The following is a 20,343-nucleotide window of genomic DNA, read 5'->3' on the forward strand; positions in this document are numbered from 1 at the left end:
TATGATGCTTGCCTTATTTCCTGCATCCTTCTTAATCTCTATGTAAGAAATCCTTACAAAATGAAAAAAAGCTGTTCCTAGTTGCTTTCTAGGAACAGCCTTTAGTTAACCTGTTTGTTTATTTTGATTGATAAGTTGGACTGAGAAGTATTTTCTCGCATCCGCAGTTTTAATATGAAGGCGCTCATATTGCTGCCTATTTTTTGAGCGTTTATGCAGGGGAAGTTCAAACTCCACAAAGGCCCCACTTAAATTTTCAGTTACTCCCTTAATGACATACCCTTGTTGGATCAAATAATCAATTTCATCACGCTCAGCAAGAAACTCTTGGTAATCCGACATTGACTGCCTCCTATCTAAGCATTTTGTGCAGTTTTTGCTTGCTCTTGTGTATCATCATCTTCAATAATCCAGTCTCTTCCCACAGTAATACCTAGATACTTTTCATCACTAGGGTCAAGTAGCTCAGCTTGTTGATACTTTTCGAACCACCAATATTTAGCGAGTACGTAATATACAGCTGCTCCCACAACAAAACCAACAACAAATGAGTAAGTTTGAATAAAGTATGCGGCTCCACCGCCCAAGATCCAAGCAAGTAGACCTGCAATGTTTAACCCTTTCCAGTATTGATATTGTCCATCTTCTTTATAAAGATCAACAACATTCACACGGCGTTTTCGAATAAAGTAATAATCAGCTACCAAAATTCCTACAATCGCTGATAGGATACCACCGACAATTAATAATGCAGGAATAATAATGCCAAAGAGACTCCACGGTTGTACAAGTAAACCAATTAAGCCAGCAACCACTACTCCAGTCCAAAATGGGAGCTTAGGCCCGCCAACGTTTGAGAAAATTGTTGCTGCCGGAATAAGATTAGCTGAAATATTTGTCGACCACTGGGCGAATACAATCATTAGTAATAAAACCCCAAGAACGATTCCACTAGCGGCTTCTTGTAAGGCTACTACCGGATCGTAATTAGATACAGCAATGAAAGAAACAGCCCCAATAATCACCATGAACGTTTGTACAATAGGAAGAGTTATAAGACTTCCAACAATTTGTCCTCTGTTACGTTTAAACCAGTTCCGTTCCAATTTTGGAGCTTTAATAAACCTTGAAATAGAAGGCATATCAGCAGCGAGCGTCCCCCAAAATCCCATGTTACTCATAATCACAATGGCAAATGCAGTAACTGCTGCCCCGCCAGTTACCGGGCTTTCAATCCAGCTCCAAACGTCACGTCCTGCAGCTAGTGCTTGGTCTGATAATGTAGTATACATCCATGCTGATATGATGATGATAATAGGTGCTGCAAGATCAGCAAAACGTTCAACAGCTTTAATCCCAAGTGCCGTATTAACAACTTGGATCGCGGCAAAAAAGAGGAAGCAGACAAACCAATTGTCAAATCCAGTTAGAACAAATAGTATTCCATTCATCGCCGTAGCACCGAAATACGTATTAATTCCAAACCAACATGAAGCAACAAAACCACGTATTAATGAGGGTATATGAGTACCGATTGTTCCAAATGGAGCCCTCATGTAAACAGGGAAGGATAAACCGTGCTCAACCCCGATATCACCAGTCAAAGTCATACATAAACCAATAGCAATCGATCCAATAATAGTGGCTAGGACGACCAATCCAAGTGGTAAAGATTGAACCCCTTCTCCACCAATAGCAAACGCAGCTAAAACGACCGCCATCCCTACCCAGATAATCGCGAAACCTAATGTACTTATCTTACGGTCTCCATGTGTGATTGGAAGCAGGTCAGGAGACTTTAAATAACTTGAGTTTTTTTTCATCACGAGATCCCCCTCTTATGTGCTAGAAATCTAGCAATCATACATCTTTTCATCCATCATAGAAAGGTTCATGCGTGACTGGCTTCCCTCTCCCCAGCTTCTCTATTTCGATCATGTTTAGGTGGCGGCTCATTTCCAATTTGATTTATTTAGAAATTGCTTCGTTCGCATCACTCGTTAAAGTCTGACCGTACTTAGCTCTCTTTACGTATTTCCCTTGCCCTCTTGAACCAACGAATTGTTTATCACGAATGACGAACTCCCCTCGTGATAAAACAGAGACCGGCTCTCCTTTTACTTTCATCCCTTCAAAGGCATTATAATCGACTGCCATATGATGAGAGTCTGCAGAAATCGTACGCTCTACCGTTGGATCAAATATAACAAGATCTGCATCTGCTCCAATTGCAATCGTTCCTTTTTGAGGATATAACCCGAATAACTTGGCGATCCGAGTCGATGTTATATCAACAAATTGATTTAACGAGATTCGCCCCTGCTCCACCCCCTCTGAATAAAGGATGCTTACTCGATCCTCAATAATAGGGCCTCCATTTGGAATCTTTGTAAAATCACCTCTTCCTAACTCTTTTTGTCCTTTAAAGTCAAACGAACACTGGTCTGACCCAAGCGTTTGCAAGTCTCCATTCTTCAGCGCATTCCAAAGCACATCTTGGTGATGCTTTTCTCTAAGAGGAGGAGACCAGACATATTTCGCTCCTTCAAAATTTGGTTTTTCCAATGCCGTTTGATCGAGAACTAGATATTGTGGACAGGTCTCACCCCATACATCAAACCCCTTACGTCTTGCTTCTGCGATCTTCTCTACTGCATTTTCACACGACACATGTACAACATATAGTTGCGAGTTAGCAAGACCAGTCAGCTGACATGCTCGACCTGTGGCCTCTCCTTCAACTTCAGGTGGACGTGTTAGAGCATGGTAGATAGGATCGGTTTGCCCTTTTTTGAGAGCTTGCTTTGTCAGGTAATCAATAACATCTCCATTTTCTGCATGAACCATCACAAGACCACCGAGCTCTTTTGCAGTAACTAACGTTCTAAATAACGTCTCGTCATCTGCTTGGAAAACATTTTTATAGGCCATAAATACTTTAAAAGAAGTAATTCCTTCTTCAGCGATTACTTTTGGAATCTCAGCCAACACGTCATCATTAATCTCACCAATCATTAAGTGGAATCCATAATCAATAACAGCTTTGTCTTTTGACTTTGCATGCCATTCATTAATAGAGGACTGCATCGGCTCTCCTTTTTTCGTTAAACAAAAATCAATTACTGTGGTAGTCCCACCATATGCTGCCGCAATCGTTCCAGATTCAAAATCATCCTTAGAAACGGTGCCACCAAATGGCATCTCAAGATGAGTATGAGGATCGATCCCTCCAGGAAACACATAGCGACCTTTTGCATCAACCGTCTCTGCTCCACTTGAAGAAAGGTTTGCACCAATTGCTGCAATTTTGCCATCCTCGATGAGAAGGTCTGCCTCAAATGTTTCAGATGCCGTTACAATCGTACCGTTCTTGATCAATTTCTTCATTTATTTGTCCCCCTTTGACCTTCATCACAAAAATTGATTACCTACTATACGATTACACTCACTTGATGGTAGGAATACTACAATTACCTGCTGCACCTATTGCCGCTTGACGTTCATTCCACGTCATCGGTGGTAACTCCGATTTCAACTCCACCATATCAATCGCTCCATCGACTGGGCAGACGATAGAACACAGATTACAGCCAACACAGTCATCCTCACGCACTTTAAGAATGTCTCTTCCTTGGTCATCCTTTAACATATCAATACATTGATGCGAGGTGTCCTCACAAGCGATATGACATTTATTACAGTTAATACAAACATCGTTATTAATTTGTGCAACCACTTTATAATTCAAATCAAGGTTACCCCAATCGGAATAGTTCGTAACGGTTTTACCTACTATATCCATTACCGAAGCAATCCCTTTATCATCTAGGTAGTTATTTAATCCATCAATCATATCCTCGACAATTCTAAAACCATGGTGCATGGCCGCAGTACAAACTTGAACACCGGTAGCACCCATTAACATAAATTCAACCGCATTCTCCCAGTTGGATACTCCTCCCATACCAGAGATTGGTACATTTACATGAGGGTTTCTTGCACATTCTGCTACCATGTTTAAGGCAATTGGCTTTACTGCTGGTCCACAGTACCCACCATGGGCGCCTTTTCCAGCGACATGAGGCACAGTATTCCAAGAGTCAATATCAACTCCTGCTAAACTATTAATCGTATTAATCATACTAACGGCATCCGCACCGCCTCGAACGGCGGCTTCAGCTGTCACCGTAATGTCAGTAATATTCGGTGTTAATTTTACGATAACAGGTGTTTGGGCGACTTCTTTTGCCCAGTACGTTTGCTTTTCTACGAGCTCAGGAACTTGACCAGAAGCTGCACCCATTCCACGTTCAGCCATTCCATGAGGACATCCGAAGTTAAGCTCTAGCCCATCTACACCAACATCTTCTACCCGTTTTACAATCTCATGCCACTTCTCCTGTTGCGGTTCAACCATTAAAGAGGCAATAATCACATGGTCAGGGAAGCGTTTCTTTGTTTCATAAATTTCTTTTAAGTTCACTTCTAGCGGCCGGTCTGTAATTAATTCAATATTGTTAAACCCCGCAACTTTTTGACCATTAAAACTCACAGCCGCAAAACGTGAGGATACGTTTAAAATAGGATCCCCAAGTGTTTTCCAAACGGCTCCACCCCACCCTGCTTCAAATGCACGTTGCACTTGATAACCTGAGTTGGTTGGTGGCGCTGATGCTAGCCAAAAAGGGTTCGGGGATTTAATTCCTGCAAAGTCAATTCGTAAGTCAGCCATTCAACTACCTCCTCTGATTTGGGTTATGCCGTCTCTTCTTTCACGCCTCCAAGCACCTTTTGATGAAGAGCATAAGCCGTTTGCTTCCCTTGTTCTGCAGCTGTTACGACCATCGCTTCACCTTGGCCCTTACCGAAAATAACATCTCCACAGGCAAATACTTTTTCATTAGACGTTGTAAAGTCTTCCATGTTTACTTTTACGACCCCACCATCATGCTCTAATCCAAACTGCTCGATTAAATCCACATAGCGTGTTTGGCCGATCGCTTTAATGACCGCATCCACCTCTAATGTAAACTCTGACCCTTCAACAGCTATCGGTCTTCTCCGTCCATCTTCACTTGGTTCACCTAACTCCATCTTGATGCATTCGATGGCTTGAACTTTTCCGTGTTCATCTCCAATGATTCTTTTTGGCGCTGTTAACCAGCGGAATTCTACCCCGTCTTGTTTAGCGAATTCGTATTCAAAATCATAAGCAGTCATTTCTGCAAGCGTTCTACGATAGAGAATTTTCACATTTTCTGCTCCAAGACGTACAGAACAGGTCGCACCATCAATGGCCGTATTACCTGCACCGATTACTACTACGTTCTTACCGATATATTCTTCAGTCAATTGACCTGATTTAGTTGCTTTTACAAACTCAATTGCATCATGCACTCCTTCTAGTTCCTCTCCTTCGATCCCAAGGTTAGGCACACTAGACATTCCAATGGCAAGTACCACTGCGTCATAATTAGCTAAAAGCTCAGACACCGGAACATCTACCCCGATGCGTGTATTTGTTTTGATTTTGACATCAAGGCTTTTCACTTGATCAACTTCCCAGAATGAAACACGTTGTGGAAGACGGAAAGAAACAATACCATACGTATTTAATCCACCAGCTTCCTTTTCAGCTTCATAAATTGTGACATCATAGCCAATGAGAGCAAGCTCACGAGCTGCTGATAATCCAGCAGGTCCCCCACCCACTATCGCGACGGTCTTTCCATTTTTTTGGCCTGCTTTAAATAAAACTTGTTCATTTTTCATCGCCCAATCTGTCGCATATCTTTGTAGGTCTCCAATCATGATCGGCTTGGTAGAGTGATTTAACACGCACGCCCCTTCGCATAATTCCTCTGTAGGGCAAACTCGCGAACAGCTTGCACCGACTGGATTGGCAGACATAATAGTCTTCGCAGATCCTTTCATATTCCCTGAGGCAATCTTTTTGATAAAACGCGGAATATCAATACTTGTCGGACAAGCGGTTATACAGGGTGCATCATAACAATATAGACATCGATTAGCTTCCTCCGTTGCTTCTCTATTCGTTAACCCCGGATGAGCTTCTTGAAATTGTTTTTCCAAATCTTCTACCGTTAGCATTAAACGTTGCTCACTCAATGAAAGACCTCCTTTTTTATCAAGCAATAAACGATTGATTTTGTTTTCTTTTAATTAATAAGGTTTTACATAGATAACATTCATCTATGCAAAACCTACAAGTCTTTCGTATTAAGGAAGTAGTGCTGTCATATCATCGTACGTCTCTGGTCTACGATCTCTATAAAACTGCCAAGTATCACGTACTTCACGGATCATTTTCTTATCCATTTCTCCAATAATAACTTCATCTTGATCACGACTGGCCACTGAGACAAATTGTCCACGAGGATTTACGAGATAAGATTGGCCATAGAATTCACCCATATTCCAAGGTGCTTCTACCCCAACTCTATTAATAGCCCCTAAATAATATCCATTTGCGACTGCGTGGGCTGGTTGTTCAAGCTTCCATAAATATTCTGATAAGCCCGCTACTGTTGCCGATGGGTTAAATACAATTTCTGCACCATTTAACCCTAGCAATCTAGCACCCTCCGGAAAATGACGGTCGTAACAGATATACACACCAACTTTTGCATATGCCGTATCAAAAACGGGATATCCCATATTGCCAGGTTTAAAGTAGTACTTCTCCCAGAACCCGTAACCTTCCTCACCCACTCCAACATGAGGAATATGTTGTTTACGATATTTCCCTAAATAGGATCCATCCGCATCAATAACTGCAGCGGTATTGTAATAAGTTGCAATTCCTTCCCGCTCATAAATTGGGAGAACAATTACAATTTCAAGCTCTTTGGCTAAATCTTGAAACAATCTTGTTGTCGGACCATTTGGAATTTCTTCTGCTGCTTCGTACCATTTAGTTTTCTGTTCTGAGCAAAAATACGGTCCGTAAAAGATTTCTTGTAAACAAACGATTTGTGCACCCTTTGCTTTAGCTTCACGGATTAACTTAATATGCTTTTCAATCGCTTTTTCTTTATGAACAGCTACCGGCTCGTCACCATGTACATCATTTGATGCTTGAATAAGTCCAATTTTTACGTGATCTGACATTTAAATTCCCCCTAAGCAAATGTAAGTGATCTCACCATCAGTAACCTGTGAGTAGAACGGATAATTGTAAGAATAGTCCGACTTTAATTTTTATTCTACGTGTCTCATAGGACAAATACATCATACATAATGTCAAACCCTTGATCATTTTTCTTTATCATTATGTAAAAAGCTTCTTTCTTACGTAGCGTTATCCTAGCATTTCTTTCAAATACTTTCCGTAATGATGTAAGGTTACCTATCATATTATTGGAGCTATTATCGCTTGTTCTTTCATAAAGAGTTCAGTACAAGTATGTCCAAACCCTCTTTCTCATAGGGCGAAATCTTTCTACAAAAACATCAATATTCAGCATTTTTATATAACTATTTGAAAATGTTTCCCGTGAAACATGTCGACAATTACTATTTTTCTACGTAATTCATAGATTTTTGTTAGATAATTCCCTATATTCAAAAAGTTAAATTGATATTTCCAGTAGCTTACGCTATGATTTTATTAGCAATTCCTTGTATTTTGGTAGGTAATTGCCTCATTCAATATTTTCAGAAGGGAGTTTTACAATGAAGAAATTATCATCCTTTTTTAAGTCAGCTGCCATTCTTTCCGTTTTAAGTATAGGTCTCGTTGCCTGTAGTAGTGAACCGTCAGAAGATGCCGGGAATGAAGGGGAACAGTCAACAGAAAATAACGATGGAGGCGACCTGAAAGTCGCAGTCTTATCTGATCCCGTTTCGCTTGATCCGCATGGTGCAAACGAAAATGTTTCAAACTCGATCAACTCTACTATTTATGATCGTCTTGTACATATGGGAACGGACCTTACGATTCAGCCAGCTTTAGCGGAAAGCTTCGAGCAAATTGATGATACAACTTGGGAAGCGAAAATTCGCCAAGATGTAACGTTCCACGATGGTTCTGAATTAAATGCAGAAGTGGTTAAAGCCAATTTAGATCGTGTCCGTGATCCTGAGGTTGCTGCACCTGTTTCTTTCTTATTTGGAATGATTACAGAGGTAACAGTTGAAGATGAATATACCGTACATATTGAAACTGAGTTTCCTTTCTCTTCTCTTCCTGCTCACCTTGCTCACCCAGGTGGAAGCATTATTAGCATAGAATCAATTGAAGCGTCCTATGAAGATATGGAAAATGGCGGGCAACCATTCTCAGTAGTAAATGAAGCCCCCGCGGGGACTGGTTATTTTAAATTTGAAGAACGTACCCCAGGACAATCTGTTACCCTTGTGAAAAATGATGACTATTGGCATGAAGAACAAGCAAAAGTAGATTCAGTCACTTTCACTGTTATTCCTGAGGACTTAACACGTATCGCCGAACTTGAAACAGGCGGAGTAGATATTATTTTCCCAGTAAACCCTAGTGATGTTTCACGGGTAGAAAATGGTGCCGAAACGTCTGTGCAACAATCAAACAGTACTCGCATGGTTTACTTAGGATTTAATACAGAAAAAGAACCGTTTGATGATGTGAACGTTAGACGGGCTCTTCATATGGCTGTGGATAAACAAGCATTAATAGATGGAGTGTTAGACGGTACAGGTTTGATTGCAGATGGCCCAATCGCTCCAGATGTTTTTGGTTATAGCGATAACATTGATCGTATTGAATATGATCGTGAACAAGCGAAGGATCTACTAACAGAAGCAGGCTATCCTGATGGTTTTCAAACAACAATTCTTACAGATGACGACCGTGAACGACAAGATCTAGCTCAAGCACTTCAATACCAACTAGCCGAAATTGGTGTAGACGTAGAGATTGATACGTATGAATTCGGTACGTATTTAGAGCGAGCAGGTCAAGGACAATCGGAACTGTTCTTAGGCAGTTGGGGCACCGTTACCCTTGATGGTGACTATGGTTTATATCCAGTCTTCCACTCCGATAACAAAGGTCCAGCTGGTAACCGCTCTTTCATTGATAACGAAGAAATTGATTCTCTCTTACAACAAGCTCGTGAATCGATTGATGAGCAAGAACGTTTAGATTTTTACGAAGCAGCTCAAAATGAGCTAGCTGCAGAATCGCCATATGCTTATCTTTATTTCCCTGAAATCATTGCTGGTGTAAGAGATGATGTAGAAGGCTTCTGGCAATTCCCAAGTACAACATTATTCTTACGTGATGTAGAACTTAATAGATAACCGATAAAAAAACCGTTTGCTTTTTTAGTGAACGGTTTTTTTTCGTGCCAAAAAGTATGAGTCTAAATAATATATTTAACAAGGAATTTAGACCTAAAAATACTAAAATTCTACAAAATATGCTAATTAAATGGTTGGATTTGTCCTTTAAGTCCTTTACGAGGTATATAGCTGTTGCTATGATGGGAGCGATTACAATAACATACCAAGGAGAGTGATTTGTTTGGAAAGGTTCTTTACTAAAAAAGCATTTCTTAGCTTAATGATCATTACATTACTCATGCTTCCCTTATCTACAGTAAGTGCAGCTAATGAAGAGGATACAGAGAAGCTAGTTATTATGGGAACGACTGACATTCATGCATACATGATGCCTTATGACTATATGAATGATGTAGAAGACAACTCGTTCGGCCTTGCTAAAGTACATACCTTAGTTGAAGAGATTCGTGCAAACAATGAACATACTCTTCTTTTAGACAATGGAGATATTATTCAAGGTAGTATTTTCGGTGATATGTTAGCTCTTGTTGACCCAGTCGGTGCTGATGACCCTCATGTCATTATGGATGCTATGAATCTAATGGGTTATGATTCTGCTACACTTGGAAACCATGAATTTAACTTTGGGCTTCAGTATTTAGATGAAACGATTGCTAAAGCTGACTTCCCTTGGTTAAGTGCAAATATTTATAATGAAGATACAGACCAACTACGTTATGATCCTTACACTATTATAGAACAAGATATCAATGGCGAAGCTCTTCAGGTTGGGGTAATTGGATTTGTTCCCCCGCAAATTATGACTTGGGATCGAGTGCACCTTGATGGAGAAGTTTACGTGGAAGAGATTATTGACTCAGCAAATAAATACATTCCTCAAATGAAAGAAGATGGAGCGGATATTATAGTAGCTGTTGCTCACTCTGGTATTGATCCATCAGAGAATGCAAGTGAAAATGCAGCCTATCAATTGTCTCAAATTGAAGGCATTGATGCAATGATCCTTGGTCACCAACATAATGTGTTCCCTGGAACAGATTCTTACTCAAACATCGATGGTATTGATGCAACCAATGGAACGGTAAATGGTGTTCCAACCGTAATGCCAGGCTCATGGGGCAGTCATCTTGGAGTGATTGAATTTGATTTACACCATACTGAAGTAGGTTGGGAAATAGCTTCTGCACAAAGCGAAGCAAAATCTACCGCAGAATATGAGCCACACCCCGAAATGGTCGCTCTTGTAGAAGATACCCATTTAGCAACAATCGAATATGTTAACAGCCCTGTAGGGGAAACTGCTAATGACCTAAATACGTATTTCTCTCGTGTGATGGATAATGAAGTTGTTCAATTAATCAATGAAGCGCAGTTAGATTATATGGAGCAGAACTTCGAAGGGACACAATATGAAGAAATGCCAATGCTCTCAGCTGCAGCTCCTTTCCGTGCTGGAAGAGGCGGCGCTTATACGAGTGTCGATGCTGGCTCGATTGCGATTCGCGATGTGAATGACATCTATGTTTATCCAAATACGTTACATGTCGTTAAAGTAAACGGTGATGAGCTTAATACATGGTTAGAACAATCGGCTAGAAACTTCTTACAGATTGATCCAACTAGTTCTGATAACCAATATTTAATTAATACAGATTTCGCTAGCTTTGACTTCGATACAATTGAAGGCGTTGAGTATCAAATTGATGTAACCAAGCCAGTTGGAGAACGCATTGTTGGTCTAACGTATCAAGGTGAAGAAGTTACTACTGATGATGAGTTTTTAGTAGCAACAAATAATTACCGTGCTGGTGGGGGTGGCGGTCATTTAGATAACGCTGAAACGATCCTTGCTTCTACAGATGAGAATCGTGAAGTTATCATTGACTATATCCGTAATCATGATGGTGCTCTTAATATTGAGGTATCAAACAACTGGTCCATCGTTAACTTTGAAACTGATTCAACGATCCTCTTTCAAAGTGATTTAGGTGGACAAGAGCTTGCAAGTCAATTCCCTACTGTTACTTTCTTAGAAACTATTACTGATACGACTGGATTGTATCAGTTTCATAGTAATGTTGAGGAAGATGAAGATGAAGGTGAAAATGACGATGTGAAAGGAAATCGTCCTCCTCATGCTGGACAACCTGGGCCACCACCTCATGCTGGAGTGCCAGGACCTCCTCCTCACGCTAACAACAAACAATAATTATGATGCTAATAAAAAAAGGTGACTCCTAACGAGTCACCTTTTTTCTATTAATCAAACGTTTGTTTAAGGAGATAACGCATAAGTCGCTACTTTCCTTTCGACTATTCTATCGCAATTTTAACGATGGTTACTCCATCCATTCCGGCTTTCCAAATCCTTCGAACTCTGTATCTATAACCTCTTCAAATTCAGCAGATTCTACTGCTGCCTTAATATCTTGAACAAAAGGTTCATCTAAGTCCTCTGTGTTAACAACTACGCGATTTCTATACTCATCAGGCATATTTTCAAGCTTCAAAGCATCTAGCAAATCCATGTTAGCAGATAAAGCAAAGTTCCCTGGCACAGCCGATAAGTCAACGGAGTCGACAGCTCGTGGAAGCTGCGCTGCTTCAATCGGTTGGAATACAATATTTTTGGGGTTCTCTACAACATCACGCTCTGAGATAACAAGTGGATTGACATCAGTATCAACCTTAATTAATCCTTCTTCTTCAAGTATTAAGAAAGCACGAGCTGCATTGGTTGGATCATTTGGAATCGCAATTTGTGACCCTTCTTCAATTCCTTCTAGAGAGTCATATTTATTTGAATAAATCCCCATTGGAGCCGTCGGAACAACAATCACTTCTGATAAATCCAACCCATTCTCTTCAGCAAAGTTCTCCATGTAAATTTTGTGTTGAAATAAATTTACATCAATAGAGCCATTATCAAGAGCAATATTTGGTTGAACATAATCACTAAACTCAACGACTTCAACTTCATATCCCTTCTCTTCTAATACTGGTTGGATTGCTTGTGAAACCATATCACTATAAGGACCTGCTGTTGATCCAAAAGTAATTTTTGTTTTTTCTTCTGAGTCAGCTGCGGCTTCTTCACTTTCTCCTGAACCACAAGCTGCTAATGTACCCACTAATAATGTTGAAAGTAATACTGTTTTCCACTTTTTCATTGTTCATTCTCCTCTACTTTATCTTTTATCTATCGCTTTTGCTATAAGGTCACCTGTGTATTGGATGACTTGTACCAACACAATCAAAATAATAATCGTTGTAAACATTACTGCTTCATCGTATCGATAATAGCCGAACCTAATAGCCAAATCACCAATTCCACCACCACCGACAACACCAGCCATCGCAGAATAACCAATCAAACTAATAGTCGTAATGGTGATCCCTTGAATAATACCAGGCTTAGCCTCAGTTAATAGAATATCTTTTATGATCAACCATGGACTTGCCCCAACTGAAATTGCAGCTTCTACTACCCCTTTATCAATCTTTCGCACAGATGATTCTACCAACCGTGCAAAGAAAGGAATCGCTGCAACAGATAAGGAGACAGATGCTGCGACCGGGCCTATGGTTCCCCCAACAATTGCTTTTGTTAACGGAATAAGGGCAACAAGTAAAATGATAAAGGGGACCGAGCGAATTAAGTTCACGATCAAGCCAAGTACCCCTTTAATCCAACTATTTTCAAGGAACAACCCTTTATCTGTTACATACAATAAAACGCCTAAGGGAAGACCTACAACTAGTGCTACAGAAAGTGAAATTCCTACCATTAACACCGTTTCAAAGAATGCTTTGTTGAGCTCTGGCAATAAATTAATCAAAGTCTCCATTGTCACTTGTCATCACCTCCACCCCTACTGCTTTTTCATTTAGATATGTAAGAACTCGCTCCACTTCATCACTAGTGCCCTTAAGTTCCATAATAAACACACCAAGAGGGACTTCTTTAATATATTCAATTTTGCCATGGAGAATATTGGCCCGGACATTAAAACCTTTGAGGACATCCGATACAACAGATTCTTCAGCAATCCTTCCTCGAAAATGTATCTTCACTATTGTTCCTTTACACTTTTCAACCAAAGCTTGAGGTAATTTAAATTGCATCACACCATCAATGAAATCTTTTGTTAGATTCTCTTTTGGGTGAGCAAATAGTTGATAGACACTTCCTAGCTCTATTACTTTTCCATCTTCCATAACAGCCATTCGATCACAAATCTCTTTTACAACTTCCATTTCATGTGTAATCAGCACGATCGTTAAACCTAGTTTTTCATTTATATCTTTGAGTAGTCTTAAGATAGCTTGAGTCGTACTTGGGTCTAGAGCTGAAGTTGCTTCATCACACAACAATACTTTCGGGTCATTAGCTAGAGCTCTTGCTATACCTACCCTTTGCTTTTGACCTCCACTTAATTGACTAGGATAGTGTTGCGCCTTATCAGCTAATCCTACTAAATCCAATAAATCTAACACTTTCTTATGACTCTCGGTCTTTGATTTACCTGCTGCCTTTAAAGCGAAATAAACGTTATCAAATACTGTTTTAGAAGTAGCAAGATAAAAATGTTGAAAGATCATTCCTATCTTTTGTCTAGATTGGCGCAGCTTACTAGCATTTAACTTCACTAGATTAACACCATCTACAAAAATTTCTCCGCTAGTTGGCTTTTCCATCAAATTAATACATCTTAAAAGAGAGCTCTTACCTGCTCCACTATACCCTACGATTCCAAAGATCTCTCCTTGATCAATCTCAAGGCTTACGTTATCTACTCCTTTAACGGTCCCTTTTTTTGTTTTATATTCTTTCGTAACACTTTTAATGTCGATCATGATACACCCCCAAAGCCTGATTTCCTTATGTGAAAACTCAACTTTATAACTAAATAATGTTTTAGCTTAACTTTCCAGAAGATAAATATAAAAAAACCTCTTTCTAAACAAGAAAGAGGTTTGATAATTAAGATCGCACCTCTTATCTTCCAGAGCTTATTGCTCTGCAGGATTTAGCACCGACTAAGTAAAAACTTAGAGGTTGCCGGACGTCATAGGGCCTGTCCCTCGGTCGCTCTTGATAAGAGTTTAAACTATTTAAATTTTCTAAGTTATTTTATCTTAATAAAGTATTAAGGCGATGTCAATGCTTTTTATTCTAACATGTACACTATTCACCTAAAAGTTGTAAAAATTCTCGAGTTCGTTCTTCTTTTGGATTCTCGAGTAACCCTTTAGCTGGACCTTCCTCGACGATATAACCACCGTCCATGAATAATACTTTGTCTGCTACTCGCTTCGCAAAGTTCATTTCATGTGTAACGATCACCATTGTTTGTCCTTCTTTTGCGAGCTCTTCGATTACGCGTAGAACTTCGCCAACAAGTTGGGGATCAAGAGCAGAAGTTGGCTCATCAAATAACATGACATCGGGATTCATCATCAGCGCTCTTGCTATCGCAGCACGCTGCTGCTGTCCCCCCGATAATGCATCTGGATACTTATCCTTATGTTCAATCATGCCAACCTTCTTCAATAATTTCTCTCCGTCTTCAATTACAGCTGTCTTCCTTGCCTTTTTCACAGTTAATGGTGCTTCAGTGATATTTTCCATGACTGTTTTATGAGGAAATAGATGAAAACCTTGAAATACCATACCAGAGTAGCTTCGTAAATCTTTTATAGCTTTTTTTGATAAACGTTTTGAGCCAAACTCAACGCGTTTATCACCTATCTGAATCGTCCCTTGGTTAGGTGTTTCTAATAAATTCAAACAACGTAGAAGTGTTGTCTTTCCTGACCCAGAAGGACCTACTAAACAAACAACTTCCCCTTTTTTTACGGAAAAATTAATTGACTCTAAAACGGTAACGTCATCAAATTTCTTTTGTAATTGTGAGATTTCAATCATAGTAGACCTCCTTTATCTCTGACTCAGGTAACGATTATAACGTTTTTCCAAGCGTTCTTGGAAATGTCCAATCACAATACAAACTACCCAGTAAATAAGTGCAGCGGTTATATACATCGTCATACTATCATAAGTTCGTCCCGCTACAAGTCTAGAGCTATATAATAGCTCTTGAACAGTAATAACTGATGCAAGAGAGGTTCCTTTTACAATATCCATAAATATATTAAAAGTTGGTGGTAAGGCAATTCGTGTTGCTTGAGGAATAACGATTCGCCTTAGTGTCTGTATATAACTCATTTGAAGTGAAGTAGCAGCTTCCCATTGTCCGCGTGGCACAGACATAATAGCAGACCTGACCACCTCTGCATTATAAGCTGCAAAATTAAGACTAATCCCTACGATACCAGCGACGATAGCACTTTTAAATTCAACCCCTAATACAGGTATCCCATAATACAAGATAAAAATAAAGACTAATAAAGGTGTTCCTCTCATGAATGATATATAAATTCTTGCAGGCCACCTCAAAAACCAGAATTTAGACATTCTTGCGATACCGATCCCTACCCCAAGAATGAGGGCAAAGAACATACTAAATAGAGCAATGATCATAGTTACTTTTAAACCCTCAAGTAAAAAAGGAAGTGAATTCCATGCTAGCTCCGGATCATATAAATATTCCCACTGTATTTGTTGAAACCATTCCATCATTTAATTCCCTCCCTCATGAACGTCCAAAAAAGAAATACAAGGACAAGTCCTTGTATTTCTTCATATTTCTTTATTCTCCATCTAGACTGACAACTTCTGACTCATCAACTGGTTCAGATACATCCTCACCTAGAAACTCCTCAGATAAACGAGCTACAGTACCATCTTCAATTAACTCTTGTACTGCTTCATCTAACTTTTCTTTTAATGTTCCATTTCCTTTTAACACAGCCATTGCACTTTCTGTTGCATGGTATTTCACTTGATCTGCTACCACTAAACGATCATCACCAAATTCATCAATCGTTCGTTGCAATACGAGGCGGTCATTTAAGTAAGCATCTGTGTTTCCATTGATAACATCACGTAAAATCGCTTCTGTCCCACCATCATATGCTGTTCCATTCGCACCGATATTATCAGCAAAGATAGCATAATTACTTGTCAATGAACCAAGTGCAACGTTTACACCCTCTAAATCATGTGCACTCTCGAATCGATCAGCATCTTCAGCACGAACGACAATTGATCCATAAGAATATTTATGTGGAATAACAAAATCAAACGTTTCTTTACGCTCTTCTGTAATGGCAAAATCATGAGCAGCTACATCGATTTGACCATTACGTAATGATGGAAGAATTCCATCAAAGTCCATCGTGCTAAACTCAATCTCAAGATCTAATTTTTCAGCCACTTCTTTAACAAGCTCTACTTCAAATCCAGTTAATTCATTACTTTCATCGTAAAAAGTAATGGGAGCGTATGTCCCTGATGTTCCTACAACAAGCACTCCAGACTCTTCAACTTCTGCCCAAGATGTATCTTCCCTAGCATCTGTGGTTTCTTCTGTATCTGCCGTATCTCCATTACCTTCCTCTGTTTCATCAGTTGCGCCACAAGCTGCTAGCACTATCATTAACATTAGTACGATTAAAAGATAAAATAATTTCTTCATTTTATTATTGCTCCCCTCACATTAAACCTTAGTTAGTTAATCGGAATAGTATAATTAAATTACCACCAAACCCCCTTCATGTCAACGATTAAAATGTGAATACTTTATCCTATTAGAAGTATTCACATTTTCTCTCACCCGATACAAAAGAAAAAACCCTTTAGAATAAAGGGTTCCCTTAAATAAAGATTTTCTTAACTATCGCATGACTCATTACTACAATGAGCCCCTTCGCTTTTATTACTTTCGATAATCGTCAGCTCGCTCTGCTCCTCTTTCACTTTTTCAAGCACTTCTAAAAAGACATGAGTAGGCTGGGCACCTGATACAGCATATTTATGATTAAAAACAAAGAAAGGAACGCCTTGCACACCAATGTTAATACCCTCTTGTTGATCTTGCTTAATGACGTCTATGAATTTGTTACTTTTCAATACATTAAGTGCTTCTCCTTTATCCATTCCTACTTCTTGTGCAAAATCGCTTAATATCTCATGATCTCCAATGTGGAGTGAGTCGGTAAAGTACGCTTTCAATAGTAGCTCAGTCAGCTCTAGTCCTTTGCCTTGTTCGTAAGCAAAATGGGCTAATCGATGAGCATCAGCTGTGTTCGTACGAATCGATGTATCAAAATTGAAATCTAGTCCTTCTTCTTTCGCCTGTTCCGTGATTTGATCACTCATTTCTTTAGCTTTTTCTCGAGTCATACCATATTTTTTTGCCAAAACATCGTATAGGTGTTCATCGTTGTCTCGTTTCGCAGTAGGGTCTAGTTGATAGCTTCGAAATACCAATTCTACCTCTTCACGGTGTTTAAATTGCTTTAGTGCTTTTTCTAGCTTACGTTTACCTATATAACAAAACGGACAAACAAAGTCGGACCAAATATCGATTCTCATTTACATTCCTCCTCCATCAGTTACATTGAATTATAGTTCTAGGTTTCCCATACTCCAAATTAAAAGCTCACTCATCCTATATTCTCCACTTGATTACTTTCATTCTTTCTTTTAAATTTCAAGGAAATGATTAAGTAAATCACTCCCGTCCCAATAAATGCAATGAACCCTGGGGACCAACCGTTTGGCAGCAATAAATAAAGTGCCATTCCAGCAAACGACGCACTTAGGCCTTGGAAGTTATATTGATAGTCACCACGCGCTAACCCTAAGAAATCTTTCTCTGTGAACCTACGCTTCTTAAGGAGTAAAAAGTCAAACACAATCACTGCAGAAATAGGAATAATCAGTGCACCTAAATAAGAAATATAGGTTTGTGCTTGTTCTACTAAAATCGGAAATGAACTTAGAATGATAGCACAACAGCCAAAAAGAACAGCACTCTTCACCCTTCCTAAGCTAGGTAAACTATTTAATAAGCTATATCCCCCGGTATATGCATTACTGATATTAATCATCACCATTGAGGCCATCGCAGCAACCAAAATAATAGTGAGAGCTAGTGTTGAGTTCGTTAACTGGCTTGATATGACATAAGGGTTCACACTTCCAGCTAAAGCAGCCGTGTACGCACCTAGAATAGCCGTTAAGAAAAAGCCACTCAGATTCCCTAAAAACAAGCCATAAAAAGCATGCTTTTCACTCTTTGCATAACGGGCCATGTCTGAGGCTGAACTGACGCCTGATACATATTGGACAAAGGCTAAACTAGCAAAGAAGAGCATGGTGCCTAACGGAGCAGATGAAGGACTATTGATTACAGTTTCATATGTTCTTCCTTCCACTTCGCTCGTTAGTAGAATAAAGAGCATGACAAGCCCTCCAACAAAAAGAATAGGAAGGAAATACTTTGTCGCTTTTTTCACTGCCTCAAACCCTATTAAAGCTAAAACTGCCATAAGAGTAGCCATTACAAGGGCAATGCCTAGAAAAGGAAATTGAATATGTAAGGTTCTTTCGATTAATTCCTTTATTAAGTAAGTCCCCCCTATCGTTTGAACAGCAAACCAATACATCGATGTAACCGTCCTAATAGGTGAAGCCAAGTAACGCGTCCCTCCTACACCTAAGATTGCTCGTATAGAGTATTGGGCTGGAATGCCATATTTAGCACCAGGCAACGCAAGGAAAGATACACATATGAAAGCAAAAGCGGCACCGACAACCGTAGATAGAACGGCTTGTAGAAACGTTAAGCCACCTTCGAGCACTGCTAATGCTGGTACAAGAACGTTTCCTGCATTAACCGATATCGCCATTTGTATAAACGTATATTCAATAGCTGAAGTATTTTGTGCGTGTTTAGGAATAGCTTCTAAACCATAACGCTCCACTAGAGGTTTTGTTCCTTTGTTTGTTTCGTACACTTAATTCACCTCCACTCCATTAGCATTATATATTTCTGAAAATTATGATATTATAGCAACTAAAAACAAAGTATAATAGATATATATTATATTCATAAGGGGGAAAATAGAATGTTTATTCGTAATTGCCTCACTCCAAAGAAGGAGCTAACCCTTCTAAGTTCACCGATGACCATTAAAGATGCACTCGCAACAATGAAAGGTTCTCATTATAGCTTACCAGTTATTAATGATGAAGGCTCCTATCTTGGTATACTAAGTAAACGTTCCATCCTTGAATACCTCGAAACACAAGACGAACAGACTACACTTCTCGAACTGTATCAACACGCGATTTCTAACTGTATTGATGTTAGTGCGAACGAAAGTGTTGATCTACATAGTAGTCATTTTGAAGATTGTCTACCAATCATTGTAAGATATCCATTTGTTCCAGTGCTTGATAACGGTGAATTCGTTGGGATTGTGAAGCGATCTTTTATTGAGCGTACATTGGAGGATTGTTTTGGGGTTGGGGTAGAAGGCACTCGTATTTTACTTGGTGTACATAATCAATCTGGAACGCTCCATTCAATTACAAAGATTTTACAAAAGTACGATATTAACATTATTTCCGATATTGCTTTTGAATCAGATTCTTCTTATCTACGCCGAATTTTAATTAAGATTGAAAAATCTCCTCACCTTAACAAAGTAACGGCTGATATTGAAAAACACGGATATCGCATATTAGAAATCGAATAAAATTCAGGGCAGCCCGCAATTTGCGGAAGCTGCCCTGATTATCTTTATCCTAATTTTGTCTCATCTAAATGTCTACCATTCTTTTGCAAACCATCTTCAAATCCCTTTCTATACCCTTCTCTATAATAAGAATCTAACATCCTTTTAATTTGATCTCTTACAATAGGGTCACTAATCGTTGAAATAAATGCATCTTCCTCGCGATTTTTTCTTTGGCTGCTCATTATACCCTCCACGCACTTTAATTGTTATTTGCTAACTAATACCCCTATTAAACATATTTCAATCTATTTTTATTGCTTTTTACTACCTTTCTTCTTAATTTCCGGCGTGGTATACCCACTAAAATAGGGTGACCCATAAAAAACC

The 20,343-nt window shown here is 39.3% G+C and carries 18 protein-coding genes and 1 riboswitch; of the genes, 3 read left to right on the plus strand and 15 right to left on the minus strand.

Annotated features, from left to right (window positions below; translation table 11 throughout):
- Nucleotides 1-105: 105 nt before the first annotated feature.
- The 6 genes from AB3N04_RS10220 to AB3N04_RS10245 form a co-directional block, all read right to left on the minus strand.
- Nucleotides 106-342 (minus strand): hypothetical protein, encoded by a 237-nt coding sequence (locus AB3N04_RS10220; RefSeq protein WP_368505897.1) that lies wholly within the window; start codon nt 340-342, stop codon nt 106-108.
- 14 nt (nt 343-356) lie between these two features.
- Nucleotides 357-1,823, minus strand: coding sequence for an NCS1 family transporter (locus AB3N04_RS10225; protein ID WP_368505898.1), 1,467 nt, complete (start codon nt 1,821-1,823; stop codon nt 357-359).
- 145 nt (nt 1,824-1,968) lie between these two features.
- On the minus strand, nt 1,969-3,387 hold the full coding sequence (hydA, locus tag AB3N04_RS10230; RefSeq protein WP_368505899.1) for a dihydropyrimidinase: 1,419 nt from the start codon (nt 3,385-3,387) through the stop codon (nt 1,969-1,971).
- A gap of 58 nt (nt 3,388-3,445) precedes the next feature.
- Complete coding sequence (gene preA / locus AB3N04_RS10235) at nt 3,446-4,732, minus strand: NAD-dependent dihydropyrimidine dehydrogenase subunit PreA (RefSeq protein WP_368505900.1); 1,287 nt, start codon at nt 4,730-4,732, stop codon at nt 3,446-3,448.
- A 23-nt stretch (nt 4,733-4,755) separates the two neighbouring features.
- Nucleotides 4,756-6,111: an NAD(P)-dependent oxidoreductase gene (locus tag AB3N04_RS10240; protein ID WP_368506025.1), complete on the minus strand. Its 1,356-nt coding sequence runs from the start codon at nt 6,109-6,111 to the stop codon at nt 4,756-4,758.
- A gap of 129 nt (nt 6,112-6,240) precedes the next feature.
- Nucleotides 6,241-7,131 (minus strand): nitrilase-related carbon-nitrogen hydrolase, encoded by an 891-nt coding sequence (locus tag AB3N04_RS10245; protein WP_317123693.1) that lies wholly within the window; start codon nt 7,129-7,131, stop codon nt 6,241-6,243.
- A 564-nt stretch (nt 7,132-7,695) separates the two neighbouring features.
- Here AB3N04_RS10245 and AB3N04_RS10250 point away from each other — a divergent pair.
- On the plus strand, nt 7,696-9,300 hold the full coding sequence (locus AB3N04_RS10250) for a glutathione ABC transporter substrate-binding protein (RefSeq protein ID WP_368505901.1): 1,605 nt from the start codon (nt 7,696-7,698) through the stop codon (nt 9,298-9,300).
- Nucleotides 9,301-9,523: 223 nt separating this feature from the next.
- The gene (locus tag AB3N04_RS10255; RefSeq protein WP_368505902.1) at nt 9,524-11,512 is read left to right on the plus strand and encodes a bifunctional 2',3'-cyclic-nucleotide 2'-phosphodiesterase/3'-nucleotidase; all 1,989 of its coding nucleotides are present in this window, start codon (nt 9,524-9,526) and stop codon (nt 11,510-11,512) included.
- Between the two features lie 130 nt (nt 11,513-11,642).
- On the opposite strand, the gene AB3N04_RS10260 is transcribed toward AB3N04_RS10255, so the two are convergent.
- The 8 genes from AB3N04_RS10260 to AB3N04_RS10295 form a co-directional block, all read right to left on the minus strand.
- Nucleotides 11,643-12,473: a MetQ/NlpA family ABC transporter substrate-binding protein gene (locus AB3N04_RS10260; RefSeq protein ID WP_368505903.1), complete on the minus strand. Its 831-nt coding sequence runs from the start codon at nt 12,471-12,473 to the stop codon at nt 11,643-11,645.
- A gap of 18 nt (nt 12,474-12,491) precedes the next feature.
- Nucleotides 12,492-13,157, minus strand: coding sequence for a methionine ABC transporter permease (locus AB3N04_RS10265; RefSeq protein WP_368505904.1), 666 nt, complete (start codon nt 13,155-13,157; stop codon nt 12,492-12,494).
- Nucleotides 13,135-14,160: a methionine ABC transporter ATP-binding protein gene (locus AB3N04_RS10270; protein WP_368505905.1), complete on the minus strand. Its 1,026-nt coding sequence runs from the start codon at nt 14,158-14,160 to the stop codon at nt 13,135-13,137. Before AB3N04_RS10270 ends, AB3N04_RS10265 begins: the two co-directional genes overlap by 23 nt.
- Nucleotides 14,161-14,299: 139 nt before the next feature.
- A riboswitch (SAM riboswitch) is annotated at nt 14,300-14,408 on the minus strand.
- A gap of 83 nt (nt 14,409-14,491) precedes the next feature.
- A complete protein-coding gene (locus AB3N04_RS10275; RefSeq protein WP_368505906.1) occupies nt 14,492-15,232 on the minus strand; it encodes an amino acid ABC transporter ATP-binding protein in 741 nt (246 codons plus the stop codon).
- Between the two features lie 12 nt (nt 15,233-15,244).
- A complete protein-coding gene (locus AB3N04_RS10280) occupies nt 15,245-15,946 on the minus strand; it encodes an amino acid ABC transporter permease (RefSeq protein WP_368505907.1) in 702 nt (233 codons plus the stop codon).
- Nucleotides 15,947-16,016: 70 nt separating this feature from the next.
- A complete protein-coding gene (locus AB3N04_RS10285; RefSeq protein WP_368505908.1) occupies nt 16,017-16,904 on the minus strand; it encodes a transporter substrate-binding domain-containing protein in 888 nt (295 codons plus the stop codon).
- Between the two features lie 194 nt (nt 16,905-17,098).
- Complete coding sequence (locus tag AB3N04_RS10290; RefSeq protein WP_368505909.1) at nt 17,099-17,803, minus strand: DsbA family oxidoreductase; 705 nt, start codon at nt 17,801-17,803, stop codon at nt 17,099-17,101.
- Between the two features lie 71 nt (nt 17,804-17,874).
- Nucleotides 17,875-19,230, minus strand: coding sequence for a cytosine permease (locus AB3N04_RS10295; protein ID WP_368505910.1), 1,356 nt, complete (start codon nt 19,228-19,230; stop codon nt 17,875-17,877).
- A gap of 111 nt (nt 19,231-19,341) precedes the next feature.
- Between AB3N04_RS10295 and AB3N04_RS10300 the strand changes: the two genes are divergently transcribed.
- Complete coding sequence (locus tag AB3N04_RS10300) at nt 19,342-19,974, plus strand: CBS domain-containing protein (protein WP_368505911.1); 633 nt, start codon at nt 19,342-19,344, stop codon at nt 19,972-19,974.
- A gap of 44 nt (nt 19,975-20,018) precedes the next feature.
- Here the strand turns inward: AB3N04_RS10300 and AB3N04_RS10305 are convergent, their stop codons facing one another.
- Complete coding sequence (locus AB3N04_RS10305; RefSeq protein WP_047972544.1) at nt 20,019-20,198, minus strand: hypothetical protein; 180 nt, start codon at nt 20,196-20,198, stop codon at nt 20,019-20,021.
- Between the last annotated feature and the right edge of the window lie 145 nt (nt 20,199-20,343).

Source organism: Alkalihalophilus sp. As8PL, from assembly GCF_040939795.1.
Lineage (GTDB): Bacteria > Bacillota > Bacilli > Bacillales > Bacillaceae_D > Alkalihalophilus > Alkalihalophilus lindianensis.

What these genes read in the sequence shown, in the direction of transcription:
- AB3N04_RS10290 (WP_368505909.1), bottom strand. Translation starts at nt 17,803, where the DNA reads ATGAGAATCGATATTTGGTCCGACTTTGTTTGTCCGTTTTGTTATATA.
- preA (WP_368505900.1), bottom strand. Translation starts at nt 4,732, where the DNA reads ATGGCTGACTTACGAATTGACTTTGCAGGAATTAAATCCCCGAACCCT.
- AB3N04_RS10250 (WP_368505901.1), top strand. Translation starts at nt 7,696, where the DNA reads ATGAAGAAATTATCATCCTTTTTTAAGTCAGCTGCCATTCTTTCCGTT.
- AB3N04_RS10275 (WP_368505906.1), bottom strand. Translation starts at nt 15,232, where the DNA reads ATGATTGAAATCTCACAATTACAAAAGAAATTTGATGACGTTACCGTT.
- AB3N04_RS10245 (WP_317123693.1), bottom strand. Translation starts at nt 7,131, where the DNA reads ATGTCAGATCACGTAAAAATTGGACTTATTCAAGCATCAAATGATGTA.
- AB3N04_RS10300 (WP_368505911.1), top strand. Translation starts at nt 19,342, where the DNA reads ATGTTTATTCGTAATTGCCTCACTCCAAAGAAGGAGCTAACCCTTCTA.
- AB3N04_RS10220 (WP_368505897.1), bottom strand. Translation starts at nt 342, where the DNA reads ATGTCGGATTACCAAGAGTTTCTTGCTGAGCGTGATGAAATTGATTAT.
- AB3N04_RS10240 (WP_368506025.1), bottom strand. Translation starts at nt 6,111, where the DNA reads ATGCTAACGGTAGAAGATTTGGAAAAACAATTTCAAGAAGCTCATCCG.
- AB3N04_RS10285 (WP_368505908.1), bottom strand. Translation starts at nt 16,904, where the DNA reads ATGAAGAAATTATTTTATCTTTTAATCGTACTAATGTTAATGATAGTG.
- hydA (WP_368505899.1), bottom strand. Translation starts at nt 3,387, where the DNA reads ATGAAGAAATTGATCAAGAACGGTACGATTGTAACGGCATCTGAAACA.
- AB3N04_RS10270 (WP_368505905.1), bottom strand. Translation starts at nt 14,160, where the DNA reads ATGATCGACATTAAAAGTGTTACGAAAGAATATAAAACAAAAAAAGGG.
- AB3N04_RS10305 (WP_047972544.1), bottom strand. Translation starts at nt 20,198, where the DNA reads ATGAGCAGCCAAAGAAAAAATCGCGAGGAAGATGCATTTATTTCAACG.
- AB3N04_RS10260 (WP_368505903.1), bottom strand. Translation starts at nt 12,473, where the DNA reads ATGAAAAAGTGGAAAACAGTATTACTTTCAACATTATTAGTGGGTACA.
- AB3N04_RS10225 (WP_368505898.1), bottom strand. Translation starts at nt 1,823, where the DNA reads ATGAAAAAAAACTCAAGTTATTTAAAGTCTCCTGACCTGCTTCCAATC.
- AB3N04_RS10280 (WP_368505907.1), bottom strand. Translation starts at nt 15,946, where the DNA reads ATGATGGAATGGTTTCAACAAATACAGTGGGAATATTTATATGATCCG.